This window comes from Stutzerimonas stutzeri (genome assembly GCF_024448695.1).
GTDB lineage: Bacteria > Pseudomonadota > Gammaproteobacteria > Pseudomonadales > Pseudomonadaceae > Stutzerimonas > Stutzerimonas stutzeri_T.
On the sequence record NZ_JAMOHY010000001.1, the window covers coordinates 338,994 to 359,245 of the forward strand.

The 20,252-nt window shown below is 62.8% G+C and carries 15 protein-coding genes; 7 read left to right on the forward strand and 8 right to left on the reverse strand.

Features of this window, described 5'->3' with window-relative positions:
• Window positions 1-13 precede the first annotated feature (13 nt).
• Window positions 14-1,003: a flagellar motor protein MotB gene (gene motB / locus NAV32_RS01670; protein WP_256051049.1), complete on the reverse strand. Its 990-nt coding sequence runs from the start codon at window positions 1,001-1,003 to the stop codon at window positions 14-16.
• Window positions 1,004-1,009: 6 nt separating this feature from the next.
• Complete coding sequence (motA, locus tag NAV32_RS01675; RefSeq protein WP_256051050.1) at window positions 1,010-1,861, reverse strand: flagellar motor stator protein MotA; 852 nt, start codon at window positions 1,859-1,861, stop codon at window positions 1,010-1,012.
• Between the two features lie 170 nt (window positions 1,862-2,031).
• On the opposite strand from motA, the gene NAV32_RS01680 reads away from it, so the two are divergent.
• From NAV32_RS01680 to NAV32_RS01705, 6 genes are all read left to right on the forward strand, one after another.
• Window positions 2,032-3,537, forward strand: coding sequence for an HDOD domain-containing protein (locus NAV32_RS01680; RefSeq protein WP_256051051.1), 1,506 nt, complete (start codon window positions 2,032-2,034; stop codon window positions 3,535-3,537).
• Window positions 3,538-3,582: 45 nt separating this feature from the next.
• The gene (locus NAV32_RS01685) at window positions 3,583-4,398 is read left to right on the forward strand and encodes a rhodanese-like domain-containing protein (RefSeq protein WP_256051052.1); all 816 of its coding nucleotides are present in this window, start codon (window positions 3,583-3,585) and stop codon (window positions 4,396-4,398) included.
• An 11-nt stretch (window positions 4,399-4,409) separates the two neighbouring features.
• On the forward strand, window positions 4,410-5,309 hold the full coding sequence (asd, locus tag NAV32_RS01690) for an archaetidylserine decarboxylase (RefSeq protein ID WP_256051053.1): 900 nt from the start codon (window positions 4,410-4,412) through the stop codon (window positions 5,307-5,309).
• 160 nt (window positions 5,310-5,469) lie between these two features.
• Window positions 5,470-7,275, forward strand: coding sequence for a molecular chaperone (locus NAV32_RS01695; RefSeq protein ID WP_256051054.1), 1,806 nt, complete (start codon window positions 5,470-5,472; stop codon window positions 7,273-7,275).
• Between the two features lie 61 nt (window positions 7,276-7,336).
• Window positions 7,337-9,403, forward strand: a complete 2,067-nt coding sequence (locus tag NAV32_RS01700) for a GGDEF/EAL domain-containing response regulator (RefSeq protein WP_256051055.1) — start codon at window positions 7,337-7,339, stop codon at window positions 9,401-9,403.
• A 95-nt stretch (window positions 9,404-9,498) separates the two neighbouring features.
• On the forward strand, window positions 9,499-10,572 hold the full coding sequence (locus NAV32_RS01705; RefSeq protein WP_256051056.1) for an NAD(P)-dependent alcohol dehydrogenase: 1,074 nt from the start codon (window positions 9,499-9,501) through the stop codon (window positions 10,570-10,572).
• Window positions 10,573-10,630: 58 nt separating this feature from the next.
• Here the strand turns inward: NAV32_RS01705 and serB are convergent, their stop codons facing one another.
• Window positions 10,631-11,845: a phosphoserine phosphatase SerB gene (gene serB, locus NAV32_RS01710; protein WP_256051057.1), complete on the reverse strand. Its 1,215-nt coding sequence runs from the start codon at window positions 11,843-11,845 to the stop codon at window positions 10,631-10,633.
• A 193-nt stretch (window positions 11,846-12,038) separates the two neighbouring features.
• Between serB and NAV32_RS01715 the strand changes: the two genes are divergently transcribed.
• A complete protein-coding gene (locus NAV32_RS01715; RefSeq protein ID WP_256051058.1) occupies window positions 12,039-13,556 on the forward strand; it encodes an AhpA/YtjB family protein in 1,518 nt (505 codons plus the stop codon).
• A 164-nt stretch (window positions 13,557-13,720) separates the two neighbouring features.
• Here NAV32_RS01715 and NAV32_RS01720 read toward each other — a convergent pair whose 3' ends face one another.
• The 5 genes from NAV32_RS01720 to parE form a co-directional block, all read right to left on the reverse strand.
• Window positions 13,721-14,350, reverse strand: a complete 630-nt coding sequence (locus tag NAV32_RS01720) for a PqiC family protein (protein ID WP_256051152.1) — start codon at window positions 14,348-14,350, stop codon at window positions 13,721-13,723.
• A 235-nt stretch (window positions 14,351-14,585) separates the two neighbouring features.
• The gene (gene parC, locus NAV32_RS01725; protein WP_256051059.1) at window positions 14,586-16,841 is read right to left on the reverse strand and encodes a DNA topoisomerase IV subunit A; all 2,256 of its coding nucleotides are present in this window, start codon (window positions 16,839-16,841) and stop codon (window positions 14,586-14,588) included.
• Complete coding sequence (locus NAV32_RS01730; protein ID WP_256051060.1) at window positions 16,838-17,365, reverse strand: retropepsin-like aspartic protease family protein; 528 nt, start codon at window positions 17,363-17,365, stop codon at window positions 16,838-16,840. The genes parC and NAV32_RS01730 overlap by 4 nt, the downstream gene beginning before the upstream one ends.
• Complete coding sequence (locus NAV32_RS01735) at window positions 17,365-18,354, reverse strand: esterase-like activity of phytase family protein (RefSeq protein WP_256051061.1); 990 nt, start codon at window positions 18,352-18,354, stop codon at window positions 17,365-17,367. The genes NAV32_RS01730 and NAV32_RS01735 overlap by 1 nt, the downstream gene beginning before the upstream one ends.
• Entirely contained in the window at window positions 18,351-20,237 is a 1,887-nt protein-coding gene (gene parE / locus NAV32_RS01740) for a DNA topoisomerase IV subunit B (protein WP_256051062.1), read from the reverse strand. Before parE ends, NAV32_RS01735 begins: the two co-directional genes overlap by 4 nt.
• Between the last annotated feature and the right edge of the window lie 15 nt (window positions 20,238-20,252).

The window sequence follows — 20,252 nt, forward strand, 5'->3', positions numbered from 1 at the left end:
AGCGCGGCGCGAGCTACTCATCGAAGTTCAGCACGCCTTCCTCGAAGATATTCAGCCGCTCGCGCAGCTGGTCAGGCTGCAGCGGCTCGGCAGGCGTCTGGCCCTCGCTCGCGCCCTCCGCGCCCTCCGCGCCTTCCTGAGCGGCCGCAGTCTGCTCGGACTGTTCCCCTTCGATATTGCGCTGCGCCTTCTTGGTCAGGACCAGCATGTCGATGCGTCGGTTGATCGGATTGAGCGGGTTGTCACGGTCGTACAGCGCCGAGGATGCATAACCCACCACGCGGGCAATCTGGTTTTCCGGGTAGCCGCCCGCGATCAGGGTGCGTCGGGCGGCATTGGCGCGACCGCTCGACAACTCCCAATTGCCGAACTCGCGATTGCCCACGTAGGGCTTGGCATCGGTATGGCCGCTGATGCTGATCTTGTTCGGAATGGCGCGGATGGTATCGGCCATGGCCAGCAGGATGTCTTCGAAGTATGGCTGCAGCTGAGCGCTGCCGAGGGCAAACATGGGGCGATTCTCCGCATCCACGATCTGAATGCGCAGGCCGTCCTGGGTAATTTCGAAAAGAATCTGGTCCTTGAAGCGGGTCAGATCGGGGTTTTCCTCGATCTTGTTCTGCAGTTCCTGCAGCACGATCTCCAGGCGCTCACGCTCCAGCTCTTCGGAAAGGCCTTCCAGCTGATCGGCATCGAGCGGAGTGCCTTGATCCATCGCCGGATCAAGCTCACTGTTGAGCGTCCGAGCCGGTGAAGGTGTAGGCGTACCGCCCAGGTCGATGACATGCGGGCTGGCGCTTTCGGTGAAACCTATGGGGTCCTGGAAATAACCGGAGATTGCGCGCTTCTGCTCAGGCGTGGCCGATGACATCAGCCACATCACCAGAAAGAACGCCATCATCGCCATGGCAAAGTCGGCGAAGGCAATCTTCCAGGCGCCCCCATGATGGCCACCGGCGGTCTTCTTGACCCGCTTGATGATGATCGGTTGGTTATTGTCCATCGCGCGTCAGCTACCGCGCATGGCTTGTTCGAGCTCGATGAAGCTCGGCCGATGGGCGGGCAACAGCACCTTGCGTCCAAACTCCACCGCCAGGGTGGGCGGCATGCCGGAAGCCGAGGCAACCAGCGTGGCCTTGATGGCGTCGTACAGATTCAGCTCTTCCTTGGCATCGTGATCGAGCGCCGCCGCCAGCGGGCCGAAGAAACCGTAGGAGGCGAGAATCCCGAGGAAGGTACCGACCAGGGCGGCCCCCACCTTCATGCCGATCATGGCGTTGTCGGCCTCGGCAAGAATCGACATGGTGATCACGATTCCCAATACGGCGGCGACGATACCCATCGCTGGCAGACCGTCGGCGACCCGAGCCACGGCGTGGGAGGGATGCTCGAGTTCTTCCTTGAGGCTGGCCAGTTCCATGTCGAACAGACCTTCCAGCTCGTGCGGTGCCATGTTGCCGGACGACATGATGCGCAGGTAATCGCAGACGAACTCGGTCATCCTCGTGTCCTTGAGAATGGCCGGGTACTTGCTGAAAATCGGGCTGGCAGCAGGCTCTTCGATATCCGCCTCGATGGCCATCATGCCCTCGCGCCGGCTCTTGTTGAGCACCTCGTAAAGCAGGCTCAGCACTTCCAGATAGTATTTCTGGCTGAACCGGGAGCCAAACATCTGCAGCGACTTCTTGAATACGATTTTGGTGGTGCTGCCAGGGTTGGCCTGGAGAAAGCCGCCAAAGGCCGCGCCGCCAATAATCAGTATTTCAAAAGGATGAATAAGCGCGCCAACCTTGCCGCCCGATAATACGAAGCCACCGATTACGCTGGCGAACACCACGATGATGCCGAGAATTTTTACCATAAGGGGATACGTCTAAAGCCTTGACACAGGGACACCCGAACACAAACCACACGGCTTTAGCGCACTCGAACTTGTGCACTTGGCGGGAGCATGAAAAGAATTATTCGGGTTATCGGAAATTTTGCGCCAGACTAAAGGCCATCACGACGAAAAGCCAGTTCGGTAGCAAAATGACAACAATCCCTCTTCCGCACACGCTTCCGGCCTGGATCAAGGAACTGGATGCTGTCGTGCTGCCCGCCTTCGCCGATGTGCATGCCGGTGTTCTCAACGCGTTGCACGACAGCAGCTTGTCCATGCGCCAGATTGCCGAACTGATTCAAGAAAGCCCGGTCATGGCGCTCTCGGTGATTCGCGACGCCAACCGCCACGCCGCCAGCCCTGCAGAAAGCCTGGAAGTGGCGCTCAGCCGTATCGGCCTGAAGCGCGCCGAAGCCCTCTTTACACTTATCCCACCGTTGGATGCCCAGGATATCTCCCCCGCGCTGCGGCAAATCATCCTGATCAGCCGCCACGCCAGCCAGCAGGCCAGCGGGCTCTTCGCCGCTCGCCTGGCTCGCCTCTGGCAGGAAATTCACTGGAGCAGCCTGCTGTTCCTCTCGCCGGTCTGGACACTGGTCACGGCCCATCCGCACCTGCTCGACGTCTGGGAGCAGCGGGTGCTGGTCGGACGCGATCCGGTAGCTCGGGTCGAGCAGGAGGTGCTGGGCGTGTCGCTGCCGCAACTCTGTGCCGCACTGGCCAGCCACTGGGGACTGCCTGACTGGATCGCCCAGGGCTACCGGATGCTCAACGGCAACCGCCGCATGCTGATCAGGGCACTGCGCATTGCTCGCGACAATGAACATCCCCTGCACCAGCAGCAGATGCTTGATGCCGACCCGGCGCTGCGCCGCTGGCTGACATTGCCGAGCAACACCATTCTGCTGGCCAACGGCCTGGCCCTGTCGGCGCACCACAGCTGGAGCGACGCGCACTGCCTGCGCTGGCTGCGCTTCACCGGACTCTACCTGCAGGTGCCGCTAAATGAACTGCAACAGATGGTGCACCAGCAAGCTGTCGTCAGCGCCAGGCTGATCGGCCCCACGACGCTCTGGCATCCCGCACAGGGGCTGCTCTGGCCCACTGGAAGCCGCTTCCAGGTGACGAAGGCGGCCAGGCTGCCCAGTGCCGAAGCGCTGGCCGCATGGCGTGAACACTGCCGGGAACTGCTCAGCGAACACTGCCCTTACGAGAATGTCCTGCAACTCACCGCAACCGCTTGCAAGGCCCTGTCCTGTGCCGGGATGCAGCGGGTATTGATGATGCTGTTTGATCGCAAACAGCATCGTCTGATCGCCCAGCAGGCCAGTGGACTTTCGCCCGCGGCAGCGCGCCTGATCCTGGACCCCGAGCAAAGTCAGGTATTGCGCAGGCTACTTGAAAAACCGGCCCTGCTACGCCTGAAGCCCGATAACGTGGCGCAGTTTTCAGCCCTGATCCCGGGTAACCTGAAGGCACTTTTTCACAGCAAGCATCTGCTACTACGCTCGATTGGCCACGACGGTCGTGTCAGCATGCTGGTGATCGCCGATCAGGACGGCAGCGAAATCAGCGACACAGCCCTGCAGGCATTCGGTAAAACCGTGCAATGCATCGAGCGCGCTCTGGTGACGTTCAGCAAGCGCGGGCGCTGAGCTTTTCGCTAAACTCCCCTTTCCGAGTTTGAACCGAGACTTGCCGTGCCCGCCTTCGCCTCACTACCTCTGGTCATAGAACCTGCCGAGCTGGTCGAACGCCTGGAGGCTCCCGAGCTGATCCTCGTCGATCTGACCAGCCCATCCCGCTATGCCGAAGGCCACCTGCCCGGTGCCCGCTTCGTCGATCCCAGGTCGACCCAGCGCGGTCAGCCGCCAGCGCCTGGACTGTTGCCGGAAAAAGCCCACCTGGAAGATCTGTTCGGCGCATTGGGACACCGCCCGGATGCCGTTTATGTGGTGTACGACGACGAGGGCGGCGGCTGGGCCGGACGTTTTATCTGGCTGTTGGATGTCATCGGCCATCATCGTTATCACTACCTCAACGGCGGCCTGCACGCCTGGCTGGCCGAGCAGCGCAGCCTGTCCCTGGACGTGCCTGCAGCCATCAAGGCAAACGCAAGTCTCAGCCTTGACAGTGCACCCATCGCGACCCGCGACTACATCGAAAGCCGCCTCGGCGCCGAAGACCTGGTTATCTGGGACGCCCGCTCGCCTCAGGAATACCGTGGTGAAAAGGCCCTGACGGCCCGCGCTGGCCACATTCCCGGCGCCATCAATTTCGAATGGACCGCCGCCATGGACCCGGCGCGCGCCCTGCGCATACGCGAAGATATTGCCGAGCAACTGCAGGCGCTGGGCATCAGCCCTGACAAGGAAGTGATCACCCACTGCCAGACGCATCACCGCTCCGGCTTCACCTACCTGCTGGCCAAGGCCCTGGGCTACCCGCGCGTCAAGGGATATGCCGGTTCCTGGGGCGAGTGGGGCAACCTGCCCGACACCCCGATCCAGCTATGAAAAGGTCATCCATGAAAGATCGCTTGTTCGTATTCAGTCAGTACCTGCTGCCCCACCACCTGATCTCGCGCCTGGCCGGCTGCCTCGCCGAATGCCGCCTGCCCTGGGTGAAGAACACCTTCATCAAGTGGTTCATCCGCCATTTCAAGGTGGAGATGCACGAGGCACAGCTCGAAGCGCCGACTGCCTACGAGCACTTCAACGCCTTTTTTACCCGCGCCTTGAAAGAGGGCGCCCGCCCGCTCGACCCGACGCCCGGGGCGATCCTCAACCCCTGCGACGGCGCCATCAGCCAGCTCGGCAAAATCGATCAGGGCCGTATTTTCCAGGCCAAGGGCCACAGCTACAGTGTGATGGAGCTGCTCGGCGGCGATCACGAACGGGCCGCTCCCTTCATGGGAGGGGATTTCGCCACCGTGTACCTGTCACCCAAGGACTACCACCGCGTTCACATGCCGCTGGCCGGCACCCTGCGTGAGATGATCTACGTACCGGGGCGCATCTTCTCGGTGAATACCGTGACCGCCGAAGGCGTACCGGAGCTGTTCGCCCGCAACGAGCGCGTGGTCTGCCTGTTCGATACCGAGCGTGGGCCGATGGCCATGGTACTGGTCGGCGCCATGATCGTCGCCAGCATCGAGACCGTCTGGGCCGGTCTGGTCACACCTCCCAAGCGCAGCCTCAAGACCACGCGCTACGACGAAGCGGCGCGCGCACCCATTCACCTGGAAAAAGGCGCCGAGATGGGCCGCTTCAAGCTCGGCTCGACTGTGATCCTGCTGTTTGGGCCGGATCAGGTGCGCTGGGCCGAAGAACTGGCCGCCCTCAGCCCGGTCTGCATGGGCGAAAGCCTGGGCCAGGGCAAACCGGTGGCGCCTAGCGTTGCCGTGGAAATCGATCAGGCGCCCTGAAGGCGCGTGTCAGTGATCGATTCAGGCTGGCCAACACCCTCATCTTCGCTATGATTGCGGAATTATGATTGCACTTTGATATCAAAGAGTGAGCTAACGCATGCAAGCTCAGCCAGAACAACCTGACTGAGCGCTGAAGACATACCGCGGAGTTCGTCGTTTGGAAAACCCCAGTCAGCCACTGCTATTGCGTGTACCGACGCCGGATTGCCAGGGGTTGTCCTTCTGCGAACCCAGCGTGTCCGGCCTCAGGCACTGGCTGGCCGGCCTGCCCAAAGCCAACCTCGGTGAAAACGCACGGCTGCTGTATCAGGCCATGCGGGAACTCAACCAGCTACGCACCCCGCCCCAGAGTCGCTTGCAGTTGCTGGAGCTGATGCGTCCGGAAATCCATTTCGCCTGCCGCCAGCTGGAGCGTTATCTGCTCAATCAGCCAATCGTGCTCGGCGAGCGACCCCGCAAGATCGCCAGCCTGTGCCAGGCGCTGCTGAACCACCTCGCGATCGGTTACAAGCTGATTACCGTGGAGCTGGCACCGCAGGCCGGACGCGAACACCTGCAGTTGCTCACCATTGCCCTGCAGCGAGCGATCCACAGTCTGTGCGCCATACTGGCGCGCGCCACACAGCTCTACAGCCCGCCACCTGAAGGTCTGTGGCTGGAGCTGCATCAGCTCTACGCCATCGCCGTCGAGCACAACGTGCAGCGCACGCTGGTGCGCGACGACATCGCTTACCGGTCAGTCGGCCTGAGCGCCGAACGCAGCTACATCGTCGCCCTGATGCTCGGCAGCGCACGCTGCAACCAGCTGCGCCAGCAGAGCATCGCCCAACTGGCGCAGGCGCTCGAACCCTGGAGCGATCTGGTTCGCCTGCAAGCTGCACAGCATGCCTCCAGCCTGCTGGTGCTGTCGCCCCGCGTCGACGGCCCCCCGCGTTATCGCTCGATGCTCAGGACCGAGGAACTGCCTCAGCAATTGGGCATCGACCCGCAGGCGCTGGTGGATGCGATACAGGCGCACTTGCAGGGCATACCCGGCCCCAGCGGGATCGAACTGGAGATTCCCCAGGGCCTGAGCCCCGACCTTCTGCATCACCTCAGCTCGGCCTGGGGCGATGCGTCGGAACGCAGCTTCCAGCGCATTTCCGCGCAGGGCAGCCTGCAACTGTGCATCGGCATGAGCGCCCTGCATTACCATCTCGCTGGCCAGCGGCCCTTCGGCGACCTGCTGCAAAGGCCGGAGGCCGCCCGCTCGGCAACCTTCAAACTGAACAACGCAGCCCCCGACGTGTGGGCGGTGGCCTTCGATGCACAGCCGGTCAATGACGCAGGCCTGCTGTCCAGCGACAGCATCGAGTTCGTCCGCCCCGCCAAACCCACGCAGGAAGAAGCGTCAGGGTCGATGGTCGAGAGCGCCTTCCCGACCCATACCGTGCAAATGGTCAACCACAGCCCCGGTGGTTACTGCCTGTCATGGGCGGGGGAGACCCCCGCGCAACTGCAGGCCGGCGAATTGCTCGGTCTGCGCAATAACGCCGAGGAAAGCTGGAGCGTAGCCGTTGTGCGCTGGGTGCGGCAGGTGCGTGGCAGCGGCACACAGATGGGCGTTGAGCTTATCGCCCCCCAGGCGCAGCCCTGCGGCCTGCGCTTGCTGCGCAAGACCGACCACGGCAGCGAGTACCTGCGCGCCCTGTTGCTGCCGGAGATCAGCGTGATTTCCCGGCCCGCGACTCTCCTCGCACCGCGCATGCCGTTCCAGGAAGGACAGAAAGTGCTGATCAACCAGAACGGCGACGAACACCGCGCACTGTTGCGCCGTCGCCAAGCCGGTTCCAGCAGCTACAATCAGTTCGAATATCAGCTGGTCGGTCTTGCCGCCGCCCCTCAGGAGACCCCTGTCACAATGCGGGGAGCCCAGGGAATATCGGGGGGTGAAGATTTTGACTCACTCTGGAAGTCGCTGTAGATTGCGGCTCACTGTTTTTTAGCCCCAACGCCCCGCTATGGCGCGTTCCAAAGCAGCTGCCATGTCCCCGCAAAAGAAAACCGTCCGCCTGCTGATCCTCGAAGACTCGCAAAATGAAGCCGAGCGGCTGGTCAGTCTTTTCCGCAATGCCGGCCAGGCGACACGCGTGCATCGGCTCACGTCCAGCGAGGATCTGGCAGAAGCGCTCCAGCAGACCTGGGACCTGCTGATCAACGCTCCGTCCAGCGACAACCTCGATCCGGGCGAGGCCACCGGCACGGTCCGCAAGCAGGGCAAGGACATCCCCGTCATCCAGCTGATTGATGGCAATGACGTCGAGGCGATTACCGAAGCGCTCATGCTTGGCGCCCAGGCTGCACTGCCGCAGTACGAGGACGAATGGCTGATTCTGGTGGCGGGTCGGGAGTTGGCGAATCTGGAAGAGCGCCGGGCACGCCGCTCGGCCGAACTGGCGCTGCGCGAAGCCGAAAAGCGCTGCCAGCTGCTGCTGGAAAGCTCGGTGGACGCCATCGCCTACGTGCATGACGGCATGCACATCTACGCCAACCGCGCCTATCTGGAGCTGTTCGCCTACGAGGATGTCGAGGAACTGGAAGGCATGCCAATGATCGACCTGATCGCCAGCTGCGATCAGGTCATCTTCAAAACCTTTCTGAAGAGTTTCCAGAGCAATCCGAACAGTTCCGAACTGGCGTGCAGCGGCATCCGCGCCGACGGCAGCGGTTTCAAGGCGCACATGAATTTCTCTCCGGCCACTTATGACGGTGAGCCCTGCATTCAGGTGGTCATTCGGGCGGAAAGCGATAACGCCGAACTGAAGAAGCTGCGCGAAATCAGCAACCAAGACCCGACCACCGGCCTGCACAACCGCAATCATTTCCTGGAGCTGCTCGACAGTGCCGTCGAGCGCGCGGTAAACGCCGGACAGGGCGCGTGCCTGGCCTACATTCGAGTCGATCATTTCGCCAGCCTGCAGACCGACATCGGCCTTGGCGACGCCGACCGTCTACTGGCTGAGTTGGCCCGACTGCTGAGCGAACAGGTCCCGAAAACGGTCCAGCTTGCCCGTTTCGGCGACGATGTCTTCGCCGCACTGCTCAACGACATGACTCCGCAGCAGTGCGAACCCCTGTTCAAAGCCCTGCTGCACAAGGTCGAAGGGCATCTGTTCGAGGTCGCCGGTCGCACCGTGCAAACGACCCTGAGCATCGGTATCGCGCCACTCGACGAACAGACCGCCAAGGCTCGCAACGTGATCGACCGCGCTCACCGCTGCGCTGAAGAGCTGACCAACGGCAATGCACTGCGCATTTACGATCCGGCAGTCGAACTGGCAGCCGCGGCCAACCGCGGCGATATCCTCGCCATGCTGCAGCAGGCGCTGGAGAAGAACAGCTTCCGCCTGCTGTTCCAGCCGATCATCAGCCTGCGCGGCGATACCCACGAATACTACGAAGTGCTGCTGCGCCTGCTCGATCCACAAGGCACCGAGGTGCCGCCCGGCGCTTTCCTCGATGCCGCCAAGCAAGCCGGGCTGGCCTGCAGGATTGACCGCTGGGTGCTGCTCAATTCGATCAAACTGCTCGCCGAACATCGCAGCAAGGGCCACAGCACGCGGCTGTTCGTGAACCTGACGAGTGCCAGCCTGAACGACCCCGCCTTGCTGCCATGGCTGGCCGCCGCGCTCAAGGCATCCCGTCTGCCCCCGGAGTCACTGGTTTTCCAGATTGCCGAGAGCGATGCCGTCGCTTACCTGAAACAGGCCAAGGTGCTGACCCAGGGACTGGCCGGGCTGGGCTGCCGAAGCGCACTCAATCAGTTCGGTTGCACCCTCAACCCGCTCAATACGCTCAAGCACCTCAGTGCCAATTTCATCAAGATCGATGGCTCCTATACACAGGACCTGAGCCGCCAGGAAAACCAGGAAATACTCAAGCAACTGCTGGCCGGCCTGCATGAGCAGGCCCGACAAACCATAGTGCCCTTCGTCGACAGCGCGACCGTACTGGCAACACTCTGGCAGGCTGGCGTCGGCTATATCCAGGGCCAGTATCTGCAAGGCCCCAGCCAGTCGATGGATTACGACTTTTCCTCGGACGAGGAATAGCGACCAGCAGCGGAACCCCAAGCCTTGACCCCGGTCATCCGGACTTCACCCTGTTTGACTACAGTGAGTGGACGCATCCAGCCAGGAGAACCGAGATGACCATGATGAAAGCCGCCATATTCGTTGAAGCAGGCCGCATCGAACTTGCTGACAAACCCATTCCCCAGCCAGGCCCCAATGACGCACTGGTGCGCATCACCACCACGACCATCTGTGGCACCGACGTGCATATCCTCAAGGGCGAATACCCGGTCGCCAAGGGGCTGACGATCGGTCACGAACCGGTAGGCATCATCGAAAAGCTGGGCAGCAACGTGAAGGGCTATGAGGAAGGCCAGCGGGTTATCGCCGGGGCCATCTGCCCGGACTTTTCCTCCTACGCCAGCCAGGACGGGGTTTCCTCACAGGCTGGCGGCTGCAGCTGCCACGGCTACAAACCCATGGGCGGCTGGCGCTTCGGCAATACCATCGACGGCACCCAGGCCGAATACGTGCTGGTGCCCGATGCCCAGGCCAACCTGGCTCCGGTGCCGGACGCACTCACCGACGAACAGGTGCTGATGTGCCCGGACATCATGTCCACCGGTTTCGGCGGCGCCGAAAAGGCTGATATCAAGATCGGCGACATCGTGGCCATTTTCGCCCAGGGACCCATCGGGCTGTGCGCCACCGCCGGTGCCAAACTGCGCGGGGCCAGCTGCATCATTGTCGTGGACGGTGTCGACTCGCGCCTGGAAATCGCCAGACAGATGGGCGCCGATATCACGCTGAACTTCAGGAACGTCGACGTGGTGGAGGAAATCCTCAGGATCACCGGCGGGCGCGGTGTGGATGCCGCCATCGAGGCCCTCGGCACCCAGCTCACCTTCGAGCAATCCCTGCGCGTACTCAAACCCGGCGGCACCCTGTCCAGCCTGGGCGTCTACTCACAGGACCTGAGCATTCCGCTCGGCGCCTTCCATGCAGGCCTGGGCGACCACAAGATCATCACGTCGCTATGCCCCGGCGGCAAGGAACGCATGCGCCGCCTGCTCAATGTCGTGGCTTCCGGGCGCGTTGATCTCGGCCCGCTGGTTACCCACGAATACAAACTGGACGCCATCGTCGATGCCTACGACCTGTTCGCCAACCAGCGTGACGGGGTGCTGAAGATCGCGATCAAACCCTAACGGCCCGTAGGAGCAAGCCATGCTCGCGAAGACGCTCTTTCGCAGGCATGGCCCGCTCCTACTCCACCCCTTCCCTGTCCCTGAATCCCAGCAGATAGAGAATCCCGTCCAGTCCCAGGGTAGAGATGGCCTGTTTGGCCGACTGCTTGACCAGCGGTTTGGCACGGAAGGCAACACCCAGGCCAGCCAGGCCAAGCATGGGCAGGTCGTTGGCGCCGTCGCCGACAGCAATGGTCTGCTCCAGGCGCAAGCCTTCCTTCTGCGCCAGTTCACGCAACAGGTCGGCCTTGCGCTGGGCGTCGACGATGGGTTCGATCGCCACGCCAGTCAGTTTGCCGTCGACGATTTCCAGCTCATTGGCATAGACGTAATCGATGCCCAGCTTCACCTGCAGTTGCCGCGCGAAATAACTGAAGCCACCTGACAGGATCGCCGTCTTGTAGCCCAGCCGCTTGAGCTCGGCGAACAGCAGTTCGGCGCCTTCGGTCAGCCGCAGACTGGCGCCGACCTCGGCCAGCACGCTTTCCTCCAGACCTTCGAGCAGCGCCAGGCGCTCCTTGAAGCTGGCACGAAAATCCAGCTCGCCGCGCATCGCCCGTTCGGTGATTTCCGAGACCTGCTCTCCCACGCCGGCGGCCTTGGCCAACTCGTCGATGACTTCCGCTTCGATCAGCGTCGAATCCATGTCAAACACCGCCAGCCGGCGGTTGCGGCGAAATACCGAGTCACGCTGGAAGGCGATATCGACATTCAGCTCCTGGGCGACGCTGAGAAACTCCTCGCGCAGCGCCGCCGTATCGGCAGGTTCGCCGCGCACCGAGAACTCGATACAGCCCTTGCCCAGCTCTTCGGGCATATCCAGCGGCTGGCGCCCGGAAAGCCGGTCGATATGATCGATGTTCAGGCCGTATTTGGCAGTGATCGAGCTGACACGCTGCAACTGCTCGGCAGTGACCTTGCGCGTCAGCAGCGTGACGATATGGCGTGGCTTGCCCTGGCCGGCCACCCATTGCTGGTAGTCGGCTTCGGCGACTGGCGTGAAGCGTACCTGCTGGTCGTGCTTGTAACCCATGAACAGCACGTCTTTGAGGACCGATGACGCACGCTCGTTATCCGGGATTTCCACCAGAATGCCGAACGACAGGGTGTCGTGGATCACCGCCTGGCCGATGTCGAGAATGCTGACACCGCCTTGCGCGAGCACTCCGGTAATGGCAGCCGTCAGGCCGGGACGATCTTCCCCGGTGATATTGATCAGGACGATTTCGCGCAAGGCGCAGCTCCCATGGCAAAGAAGGCAGGCATTCTACAACAGCCGACGCGCCACTGGCGGCTGCACGGATACGTGCCACGAGGCTCGCTGGCAAAGTGTTGCAATTCGTCAGCTTTGCAGCACAGACCTTCTGCCCCCAGTGTGCCTTCCGTATACTGCGCGGCACTTTCCTTTAAGAGTAGAGCCGCGCTCTGTGAACCGGCCCGCATCCGTCAAGCCCGACAACTTCTTCCTGCTGATCTACCGTGCACTGCGCCAGCGTCGAATCCCGCTGGTGCTGCGTGTGGTCAGCCATACCCTGCTGCTGGTCGCGCTGGCGCTGCTGATCCACGCCTGGGTCATGGGGATGCAGTTCAAGCACGCCATGGAGCAGCAGGCCGATGCCCTTGGCCAGAGCCTGATCACCCAGACCTCGGCCTCGGCCACCGATCTGCTGGTAGCCAATGACATCCTCAGCCTCAACGTGCTGCTGAGCAATCTGGTGAGAAACCCACTGGTGGCTCATGCAGCCATCTACAGCGTTGACAACCGGGTGCTTGCCGAGTCCGGCTCGCGCCCCCAGCGCAACCTGCTGGGTGACGAGGAAGGCCTTTATTCCACCCCCATCAGCTTCCAGGAAGTGATTGCCGGACATCTGCGCATCAGCCTGGACCTCCAGCAATTCCGCCAGCCGATGACCGTCAGCCTGCAAAGCATGGGGCTACTAAGCCTGATCCTGCTGGTGCTTACACTGGCGCTGAGCATGCGTCTGGGCCGGCAGCTTTCAACGCCCCTGCTGCAGCTGCGCCTGTGGCTGCGCGATCCTGACGACCCGGCGCCGGGCGCCGGGCGCCAAGATGAAATAGGCGACCTGGCGCGGCAACTGCAAGCTCGCCTGGTGCCGGAAGCACCCGAACCGGAAATCGAACTGGACGACAGCCTGCATGATGTCTACACGGCGGATTTCGAGGTCCCGCTTCCACGCCGCGACAGCGAATACCGCCGTCTCGAACGGGACGATGACGATGAACTGGAGCGCGTGGCGAGCGGCGCAGACGACTTCGATCCGTTCGATGACGACCCGCCTTTCGACGAGCCGCAATTCCGTCCGGCGCCAATTGCAGCACCGGCTCCGCAACCCGTAAGAGCCGGGAAGAGCGCCGTATTGGCGATACAGCTCGGCGCTCAGGAGCAGTTGCGCCGCCTGCCGCGCACCCGCCTGACCGAACTTCTGCAGCGCTACCGCGACTGCCTGCAGCAGGCTGCCACGCTCTATCAGGCCGAACTGCATACGCTCAACGATGGCAGCAGCCTGATGTTGTTCCACAGCCAGGACGACGAGCAGAACTACCTGACCCATGCCATCTGTTGTGGCGAACTGATGCGGGCGCTCGGCCATGCCTTGCAGATCGAGGTGGCCGACAGCGGCATCACCCTGCACCTGCAGCTGGGTCTGACCCAAGGCGAGGACCTGTACGATCTCAGCCAGGGTGACCTGCTGCTCAGCGAGCCAGCCCAGGCTGCACTGGCCATGTCCCAGCACAGCCGCAATCTGCTGCTGATCGAGCGGACAATCGGCGAAGACCCGCTAATCCGCCAGCGCGCCAGCATTCGTCCAATTGCCAGCCCCCAGGGCGCCTGCTGCGTCGAACGCCTGCTCGAGCCCTATCCGTCACTGCTCGAACGGCAACTGGCGCGCATGCACGAGCTGCGCAACCGCAAGCTGGATTGAATGGGTAACGCCTTCTGAAACCCGTATTACGCCTTCGGCTAATACAGGCTACGAGTTAGGGGTTTTCGTAGGATGGAATCGCCGAAGGCGCTTCCGTCGCTTACCGCGAGCGAGCCAAATGCCTCACCGCTGCTGTAAGCGACTTCGGCCCCAAATGGGGCAGGTCAGAAGCGGAATACTTCCAGATCGGTCCTGATCGGCTCTATGGCATGGATAACGGGGTCCTGCACTTTCGGCTTGGCGGGTGCCTTGACGGCATCGCGTCTGGCCGGCGCCTTTGCCGTAGCCAGCGGCTCGATTGCGGTGGCCATCATCTCGCTCAGACGCTGCAGCAGCAGGCTTTGTGCTCGTACCTGATCGGCAGTGCTGCCCTGATGCTCTTCCTGCAGGCGCACCAGGCGGCTGGCCTGGCGCTTGCCGCTGCTGTCCAGCAGACGCCATTGGGCTTCCAGCACAGCGGGATGTTCAGGGCCTGAATCCAGGCGGGTGATATCGAGTTCGACCTGCACGTCGGGAGTAAACCCTTTGCCGGGGCTGAGTTCCAGACGTTGGGTTTTCAGTCGCCAGGCCAACTGGCGCAGCAACAGCTGATCAATATCGCCCTGCAAGCTGCCGGCCCAGCGCGCGCGCTGCCCATCAAGGGCCAGGCTGCCATCGGGCAGGCGCTGCAGCAGTGCATCACCCTGCAGGTAATCGGCCAGCGTTACCGGTCCCAGCAGTACGGCGGTCCCCTCTTCGACCGGCAACTCGGTCGTCCCGGTGTCGAGGCGGTACATCGGCACCGGCTGTGTCATACAGCCGGCCAGGCTGGCACAGGCCAGCAACACTACAGTCGAGAAGCGCAACACGTTCGTTCTACCTCTACTCGCGACCACAGGGTTTGTCAGCCGGACTGCTGTCCATGCCGATGAACACCATCGTTATCGGTCGCCATGTTGATCATCTTCGTGGCGAAATGATTGGGGAAAGCCGGATATCTTCCGTGAATCAGGCCCTGGGCGCCAGCCTGCCAACAGACTGGATGCCCGCTCAAGCGCCCTCGACCAGCAACCCATCCACACGCTGGAAGCCACGCGGCAGCTTGTTGCCCCGCCGCCCACGCTCGCCCTTGTAGTGTTCCAGGTCATCAGCGCGCAGCGACAGGGTGCGCTTGCCGGCCTGCAGCACCAGCGTCGCACCAGCCGGCAACACGGCCAGATCGATCAGGTATTCCTCGCGACTGGCGACCCGCTCACCGGGAATGCCGATGATCTTGTTGCCCTTGCCTTTGCCCAGTTGTGGCAGATCGCGTATCGGGAACACCAGCAGACGGCCCTCGGTGGTTACCGCTGCCAGCCAGTCATGCTCGCGGCTGTCGAGCGTTCGCGGCGCAATAACCCTGGCACCCGCCGGCAACGACAGCAGCGCCTTGCCAGCCTTGTTCTTGGCCTGCAGATCCTCGCCCTTGACCACGAAGCCGTAGCCGGCGTCCGAGGCAATGACATAGAGGGCATCGTCTTCCGGCAACAATACACATTCAAAGCTCGCGCCCGGCGGCGGTGTCAGGCGCCCGGTAAGCGGCTCGCCCTGACCGCGCGCGGAGGGCAGCGAATGAGCTGCCAGCGAGTAACTGCGACCGCTGGAGTCGATAAACACCGCGTACTGATTCGAGCGCCCCGGTGCGGCAGCCTTGAAGCCATCGCCGGCCTTGTAGGAAAGCCCCGTCGCGTCGATGTCGTGGCCCTTGGCGCAGCGCGCCCAGCCCTTTTCCGAAATCACCACGGTCACCGGCTCGGAAGGCAGGAGTTCGTTTTCCGACAGCGCCCTGGCTTCAGCCCGCGCGACGATGGGTGAGCGACGCTCGTCGCCGTAGGTTTCAGCGTCGTCCAGCAACTCCTTGCGCACCAGCTTCTTCAGCTTGCTCTCGCTGCCCAGCAGCGCCAGCAGCTTCTCGCGCTCCTTGGCCAGCTCATCCTGCTCGCCGCGAATCTTCATTTCTTCCAGCCGCGCCAGCTGACGCAGGCGGGTATCGAGGATGTAGTCGGCCTGCAGCTCGGACAACCCGAAGCGCGCCATCAGCACCGGCTTGGGCTGGTCCTCGCTGCGGATGATCTGAATCACTTCGTCGAGATTGAGGAAGGCCACCAGCAGGCCTTCCAACAGGTGCAGGCGCCTTTCCACTTTATCCAGGCGGAACTGCAGGCGACGGCGCACGGTGCCGATGCGGTAGGTCAGCCACTCGGACAGCAGCACCCGCAGGTTCTTGACCTGCGGCTTGCCGTCGAGGCCGATGACATTGGTGTTCACCCGGTAGCTGGATTCCAGCTCCGTGGTGGCGAACAGATGCTGCATCAGTTCGTCGGCATTGACCCGATTGGAACGCGGAATGATGACGATACGGCAGGGATTCTCGTGATCAGACTCATCACGCAGGTCGGCCACCATCGGCAGCTTCTTCGCCTGCATCTGCGCGGCGATCTGCTCCAGCACCTTGGCCCCGGAAACCTGATGCGGCAGCGCGGTGACCACGACATCGCCATCCTCGACCCGGTACACGGCGCGCATGCGTACCGAACCGCGACCCGTTTCGTAGATTTTCAGCAGATCCGCACGTGGCGTGATGATCTCCGCCTCGGTCGGATAATCCGGCCCCTGCACGTGCTCGCAAAGCTGCTCGACCGTAGCGTTAGGCTCATCCAGCAGGCGCACGCAGGCGGCGGCGACTTCGCGCAGGTTGTGCGGCGGTACGTCGGTGGCCATGCCCACGGCGATGCCGGTGGTGCCATTGAGCAGCAGGTTGGGCAGACGCGCCGGCAGGGTGGCCGGCTCGTCCAGGGTGCCATCGAAGTTCGGCACCCAGTCCACGGTGCCCTGGCCCAGCTCCGAGAGCAGGGTTTCGGAATAGCGCGACAGCCGCGCCTCGGTATAGCGCATGGCAGCGAAGGATTTCGGATCATCCGGTGCACCCCAGTTGCCCTGGCCGTCAACGAGCGTATAGCGATAGCTGAACGGCTGCGCCATCAGCACCATGGCCTCGTAGCAGGCCGAGTCGCCGTGGGGATGGAACTTGCCGAGTACGTCGCCCACGGTGCGCGCGGACTTCTTGTGCTTGGAGTCGGCGTTCAGCCCCAGTTCGCTCATGGCGTAGACGATGCGCCGCTGCACGGGTTTCAAGCCATCGCCGATATGCGGCAGCGCACGGTCCATGATCACGTACATGGAATAGTTGAGATAAGCCTGTTCGGTGAAATCGGCGAGGGAGCGCCGCTCCACGCCATCCAGGCTCAGGTCCAGAATTTCGCTCATGGTCGATCCGTGGCATGTTGGCGCAGCACCAGAGTGCCGGCGCGCTGGGTGAATTCGAGTTGTTTCAGGGCACTCATGCCCAGCAATATCTGTTCGCCGTCAAAGCCCGGCGCAACAATCGCGCGCACGTCGCGCAGGACGATGTCGCCCAAGCCGAGGCTGCCGAGCACCGTGCGGTAGCCAGTGGTCTGGCCGTTGGCCGTCTGCAACAGGACCGGCGCACCGCGCGCGAGGCCCAGCTTTTCAGCCAGTTCAGCCGGAATGGCGACATCGGTGGCACCGGTATCCAGCAGAAACACTACCGCCTCGCCGTTGATCCGCCCGCTGGCGACAAAGTGACCCTGGGCATTGCTTTCCAGCAGCACCTCGATGCGCTCGCCCTGTACCCGCGAAACGGGTTGCCGATTGGGATTGAAGCGGCTCTGTTCCCAGTCGGCGAAGAACTTCGTCGCCAGCAGGATGCCGACACCCCAGGCCAGCACCAGCATGACCCGTCCGGCACGACGCCCCGCAGGCTGGCTCACTACCGGGCACTCCAGCCGCCACGCGGCGCGGCGAAGCGCCAGACGACCGGGCGCTTTTCGCCATCACGACGGGCCTGGGCGTTGTTGTCCACGCCGATCCAGGCGCCCTGTTCATCCAGCGACAGCGCCTCGGCGTTGCCGAACGGCGTGTCGTAGCGACGTGCGTCGACCAGCGCCGTGGCGGCGTAGGACCAACAGCGCTCGACTTCGCCGCTGGCCAGCGTGCGACGGCAAATCTGGTGGGCATTGGGTTCGAGCGTGAACAACCGGTTGTTGAAATAGGCCAGCGCGGTAAACCCTTTTGGCAACGGCTGATCACCCAGCGCCGGTGGCGGAAGCTCGCGACCGCCCTCTGACAGCAGCACGCAGCCCCCGGTGCAGTGCCAGCTGCTCTGGTTGCGATGCATGACCATCAGCCCGCGCCGTTCGCGCTCGGCGGCCAGCCACATCCGACCGGCATCCGGGTCGACGGCAATGCCCTCGAACATGGCGTTGAATTTCAGCAACATGCCACTGGCGCGTGCCTGCCGGATCAAGCCGGACGGAAGGTTGAGCCACTGCGCCGTACCCGCCGGGCTCACCCTGAGTACCGACGCGTGCGCCTCGCTGACCAGATAGCGATTGCCCAGCCTGTCGCAGGCCAGCCCTTCGAAATCCATCTGCCCGCCGCGCACTACACCGCTGGCGAGCGTGCGCATGCGCATCCCCCAGGGCAAGCCACTGCCCGCCACAGGCGGCAGCTCGAAGTGTTCTGGCTGGGCCTGCCAGACGCCACCCTCGACGCCATCGCCGGCATCGAGACGATAGAGAAGATTGTCCTCACGGTCGGAAACCGCCCAAAGCCCGTCACCGCACCAGGCCAGACCAGAGAGATTACCCGCCGCCATACCCTCAACAGGGTGCTCGCTGAGCAATTCAAGCTCCGAAATATCGGCAGCCCAGACCGGTGTTGCCAGTGCCAGCAGCAGTACGATCCCGCGACAGTTCAAAGCAGCACCTCGGCCAGGTTGCCCTTGGACTCCAGCCAGCTCTTGCGGTCGCCGGCGCGCTTCTTGGCCAGCAACATGTCCATGATCTCGCGGGTGCTCTCGAAGTCGTCCAGCGTCAGCTGCACCAGCCGGCGCGTGTTCGGGTCCATGGTGGTTTCGCGCAGCTGCGGCGGGTTCATCTCGCCCAGCCCCTTGAAGCGCGTGACCTGCGGCTTGCCGCGACGCTTTTCCGCTACCAGGCGTTCGAGAATACCGTCGCGCTCGGGTTCATCCAGCGCGTAGAAGATGTCCTTGCCCAGATCGATGCGGTACAGCGGCGGCATGGCAACGTAGACATGCCCGGCTTCCACCAGCGGGCGGAAATGCTGGACAAACAACGCACAGAGCAGCGTGGCAATGTGCAGGCCGTCGGAGTCAGCATCGGCAAGGATGCAGACCTTGCCGTAACGCAGCTGCGAGAGGTCCGCCGAGCCCGGGTCCAGGCCGATGGCCACGGCGATATGGTGGACCTCCTGACTGGCCAGCACTTCGCCGCCGTCCACTTCCCAGGTATTGAGGATCTTGCCACGCAGCGGCAGGATCGCCTGGAACTCCTTGTCCCGCGCCTGTTTGGCACTGCCGCCGGCGGAGTCACCCTCCACCAGGAACAGCTCGGCGCGGGCCGGGTCCTGACCAGCACAGTCCGCCAGCTTGCCCGGCAGCGCAGGCCCCTGGGTGACCTTCTTGCGCTCGATCTTCTTGCTCGCCTTGAGGCGCCGCCCGGCATTGCTGATGGCCAGTTCGGCCAGCTGCAAACCCAGTTCGGGATGGCCGTTGAGCCAAAGACTGAAGGCATCCTTGACCACACCGGAAACGAAAGCCGCCGCTTCACGCGAGGACAGGCGCTCCTTGGTCTGCCCGGAAAACTGCGGCTCCTGCATCTTCATCGACAGCACGAAGGCGATGCGCTCCCAGATATCCTCGGGCGCCAGCTTCACCCCGCGCGGCAACAGGCTGCGAAATTCACAGAACTCGCGCATGGCATCCAGCAGCCCCTGACGCAGGCCATTGACGTGGGTACCGCCCTGGGCGGTGGGAATCAGGTTGACGTAGCTTTCCTGCACGCTGTCGCCACCTTCTGGCAGCCACAGCAGCGCCCAGTCCACCGCCTCGGTATTGCCGGCCAGGCTGCCGGTGAACGGCTCATCAGGCAGGCGAACGAATTCGCTGACCGAATCGACCAGATAGGAACGCAGGCCGTCTTCGTAATGCCACTCGACCTTCTCGCCGGTGTTCCTGTCCTCAAAGCTGACATTCAGCCCCGGACAAAGTACCGCCTTGGCCTTGAGTACATGCTTGAGGCGGCTGATGGAGAATTTCGGCGAGTCGAAATATTTCGGATCAGCCCAGAAATGCACGCTGGTGCCGGTATTACGCTTGCCAACGCTGCCGACGATCTCCAGCTCGCTGGCCTTGAAACCGTCGGCAAACTGCATGCGGTATTCGTTGCCATCGCGTTTGACCGTCACCTCGACCCGCGTCGAGAGCGCATTGACCACGGAAATTCCGACGCCATGCAGGCCACCGGAAAACTGGTAGTTCTTGTTGGAAAACTTGCCGCCAGCATGCAGCTTGGTCAGGATCAGCTCGACACCCGAAACCCCTTCTTCGGGGTGGATATCCACCGGCATGCCACGCCCATCGTCGAGAACCTGCAGCGAATTGTCCTGATGCAGAATCACCTGCACCGCACTGGCATGCCCGGCCAACGCCTCATCGACGCTGTTGTCGATGACTTCCTGAGCCAGATGATTGGGCCGCGAGGTGTCGGTGTACATACCCGGACGCTTGCGCACCGGGTCCAGCCCGGAGAGGACTTCAATGGCTTCTGCGGTATAAGACATGGGCGTTTCGTGATG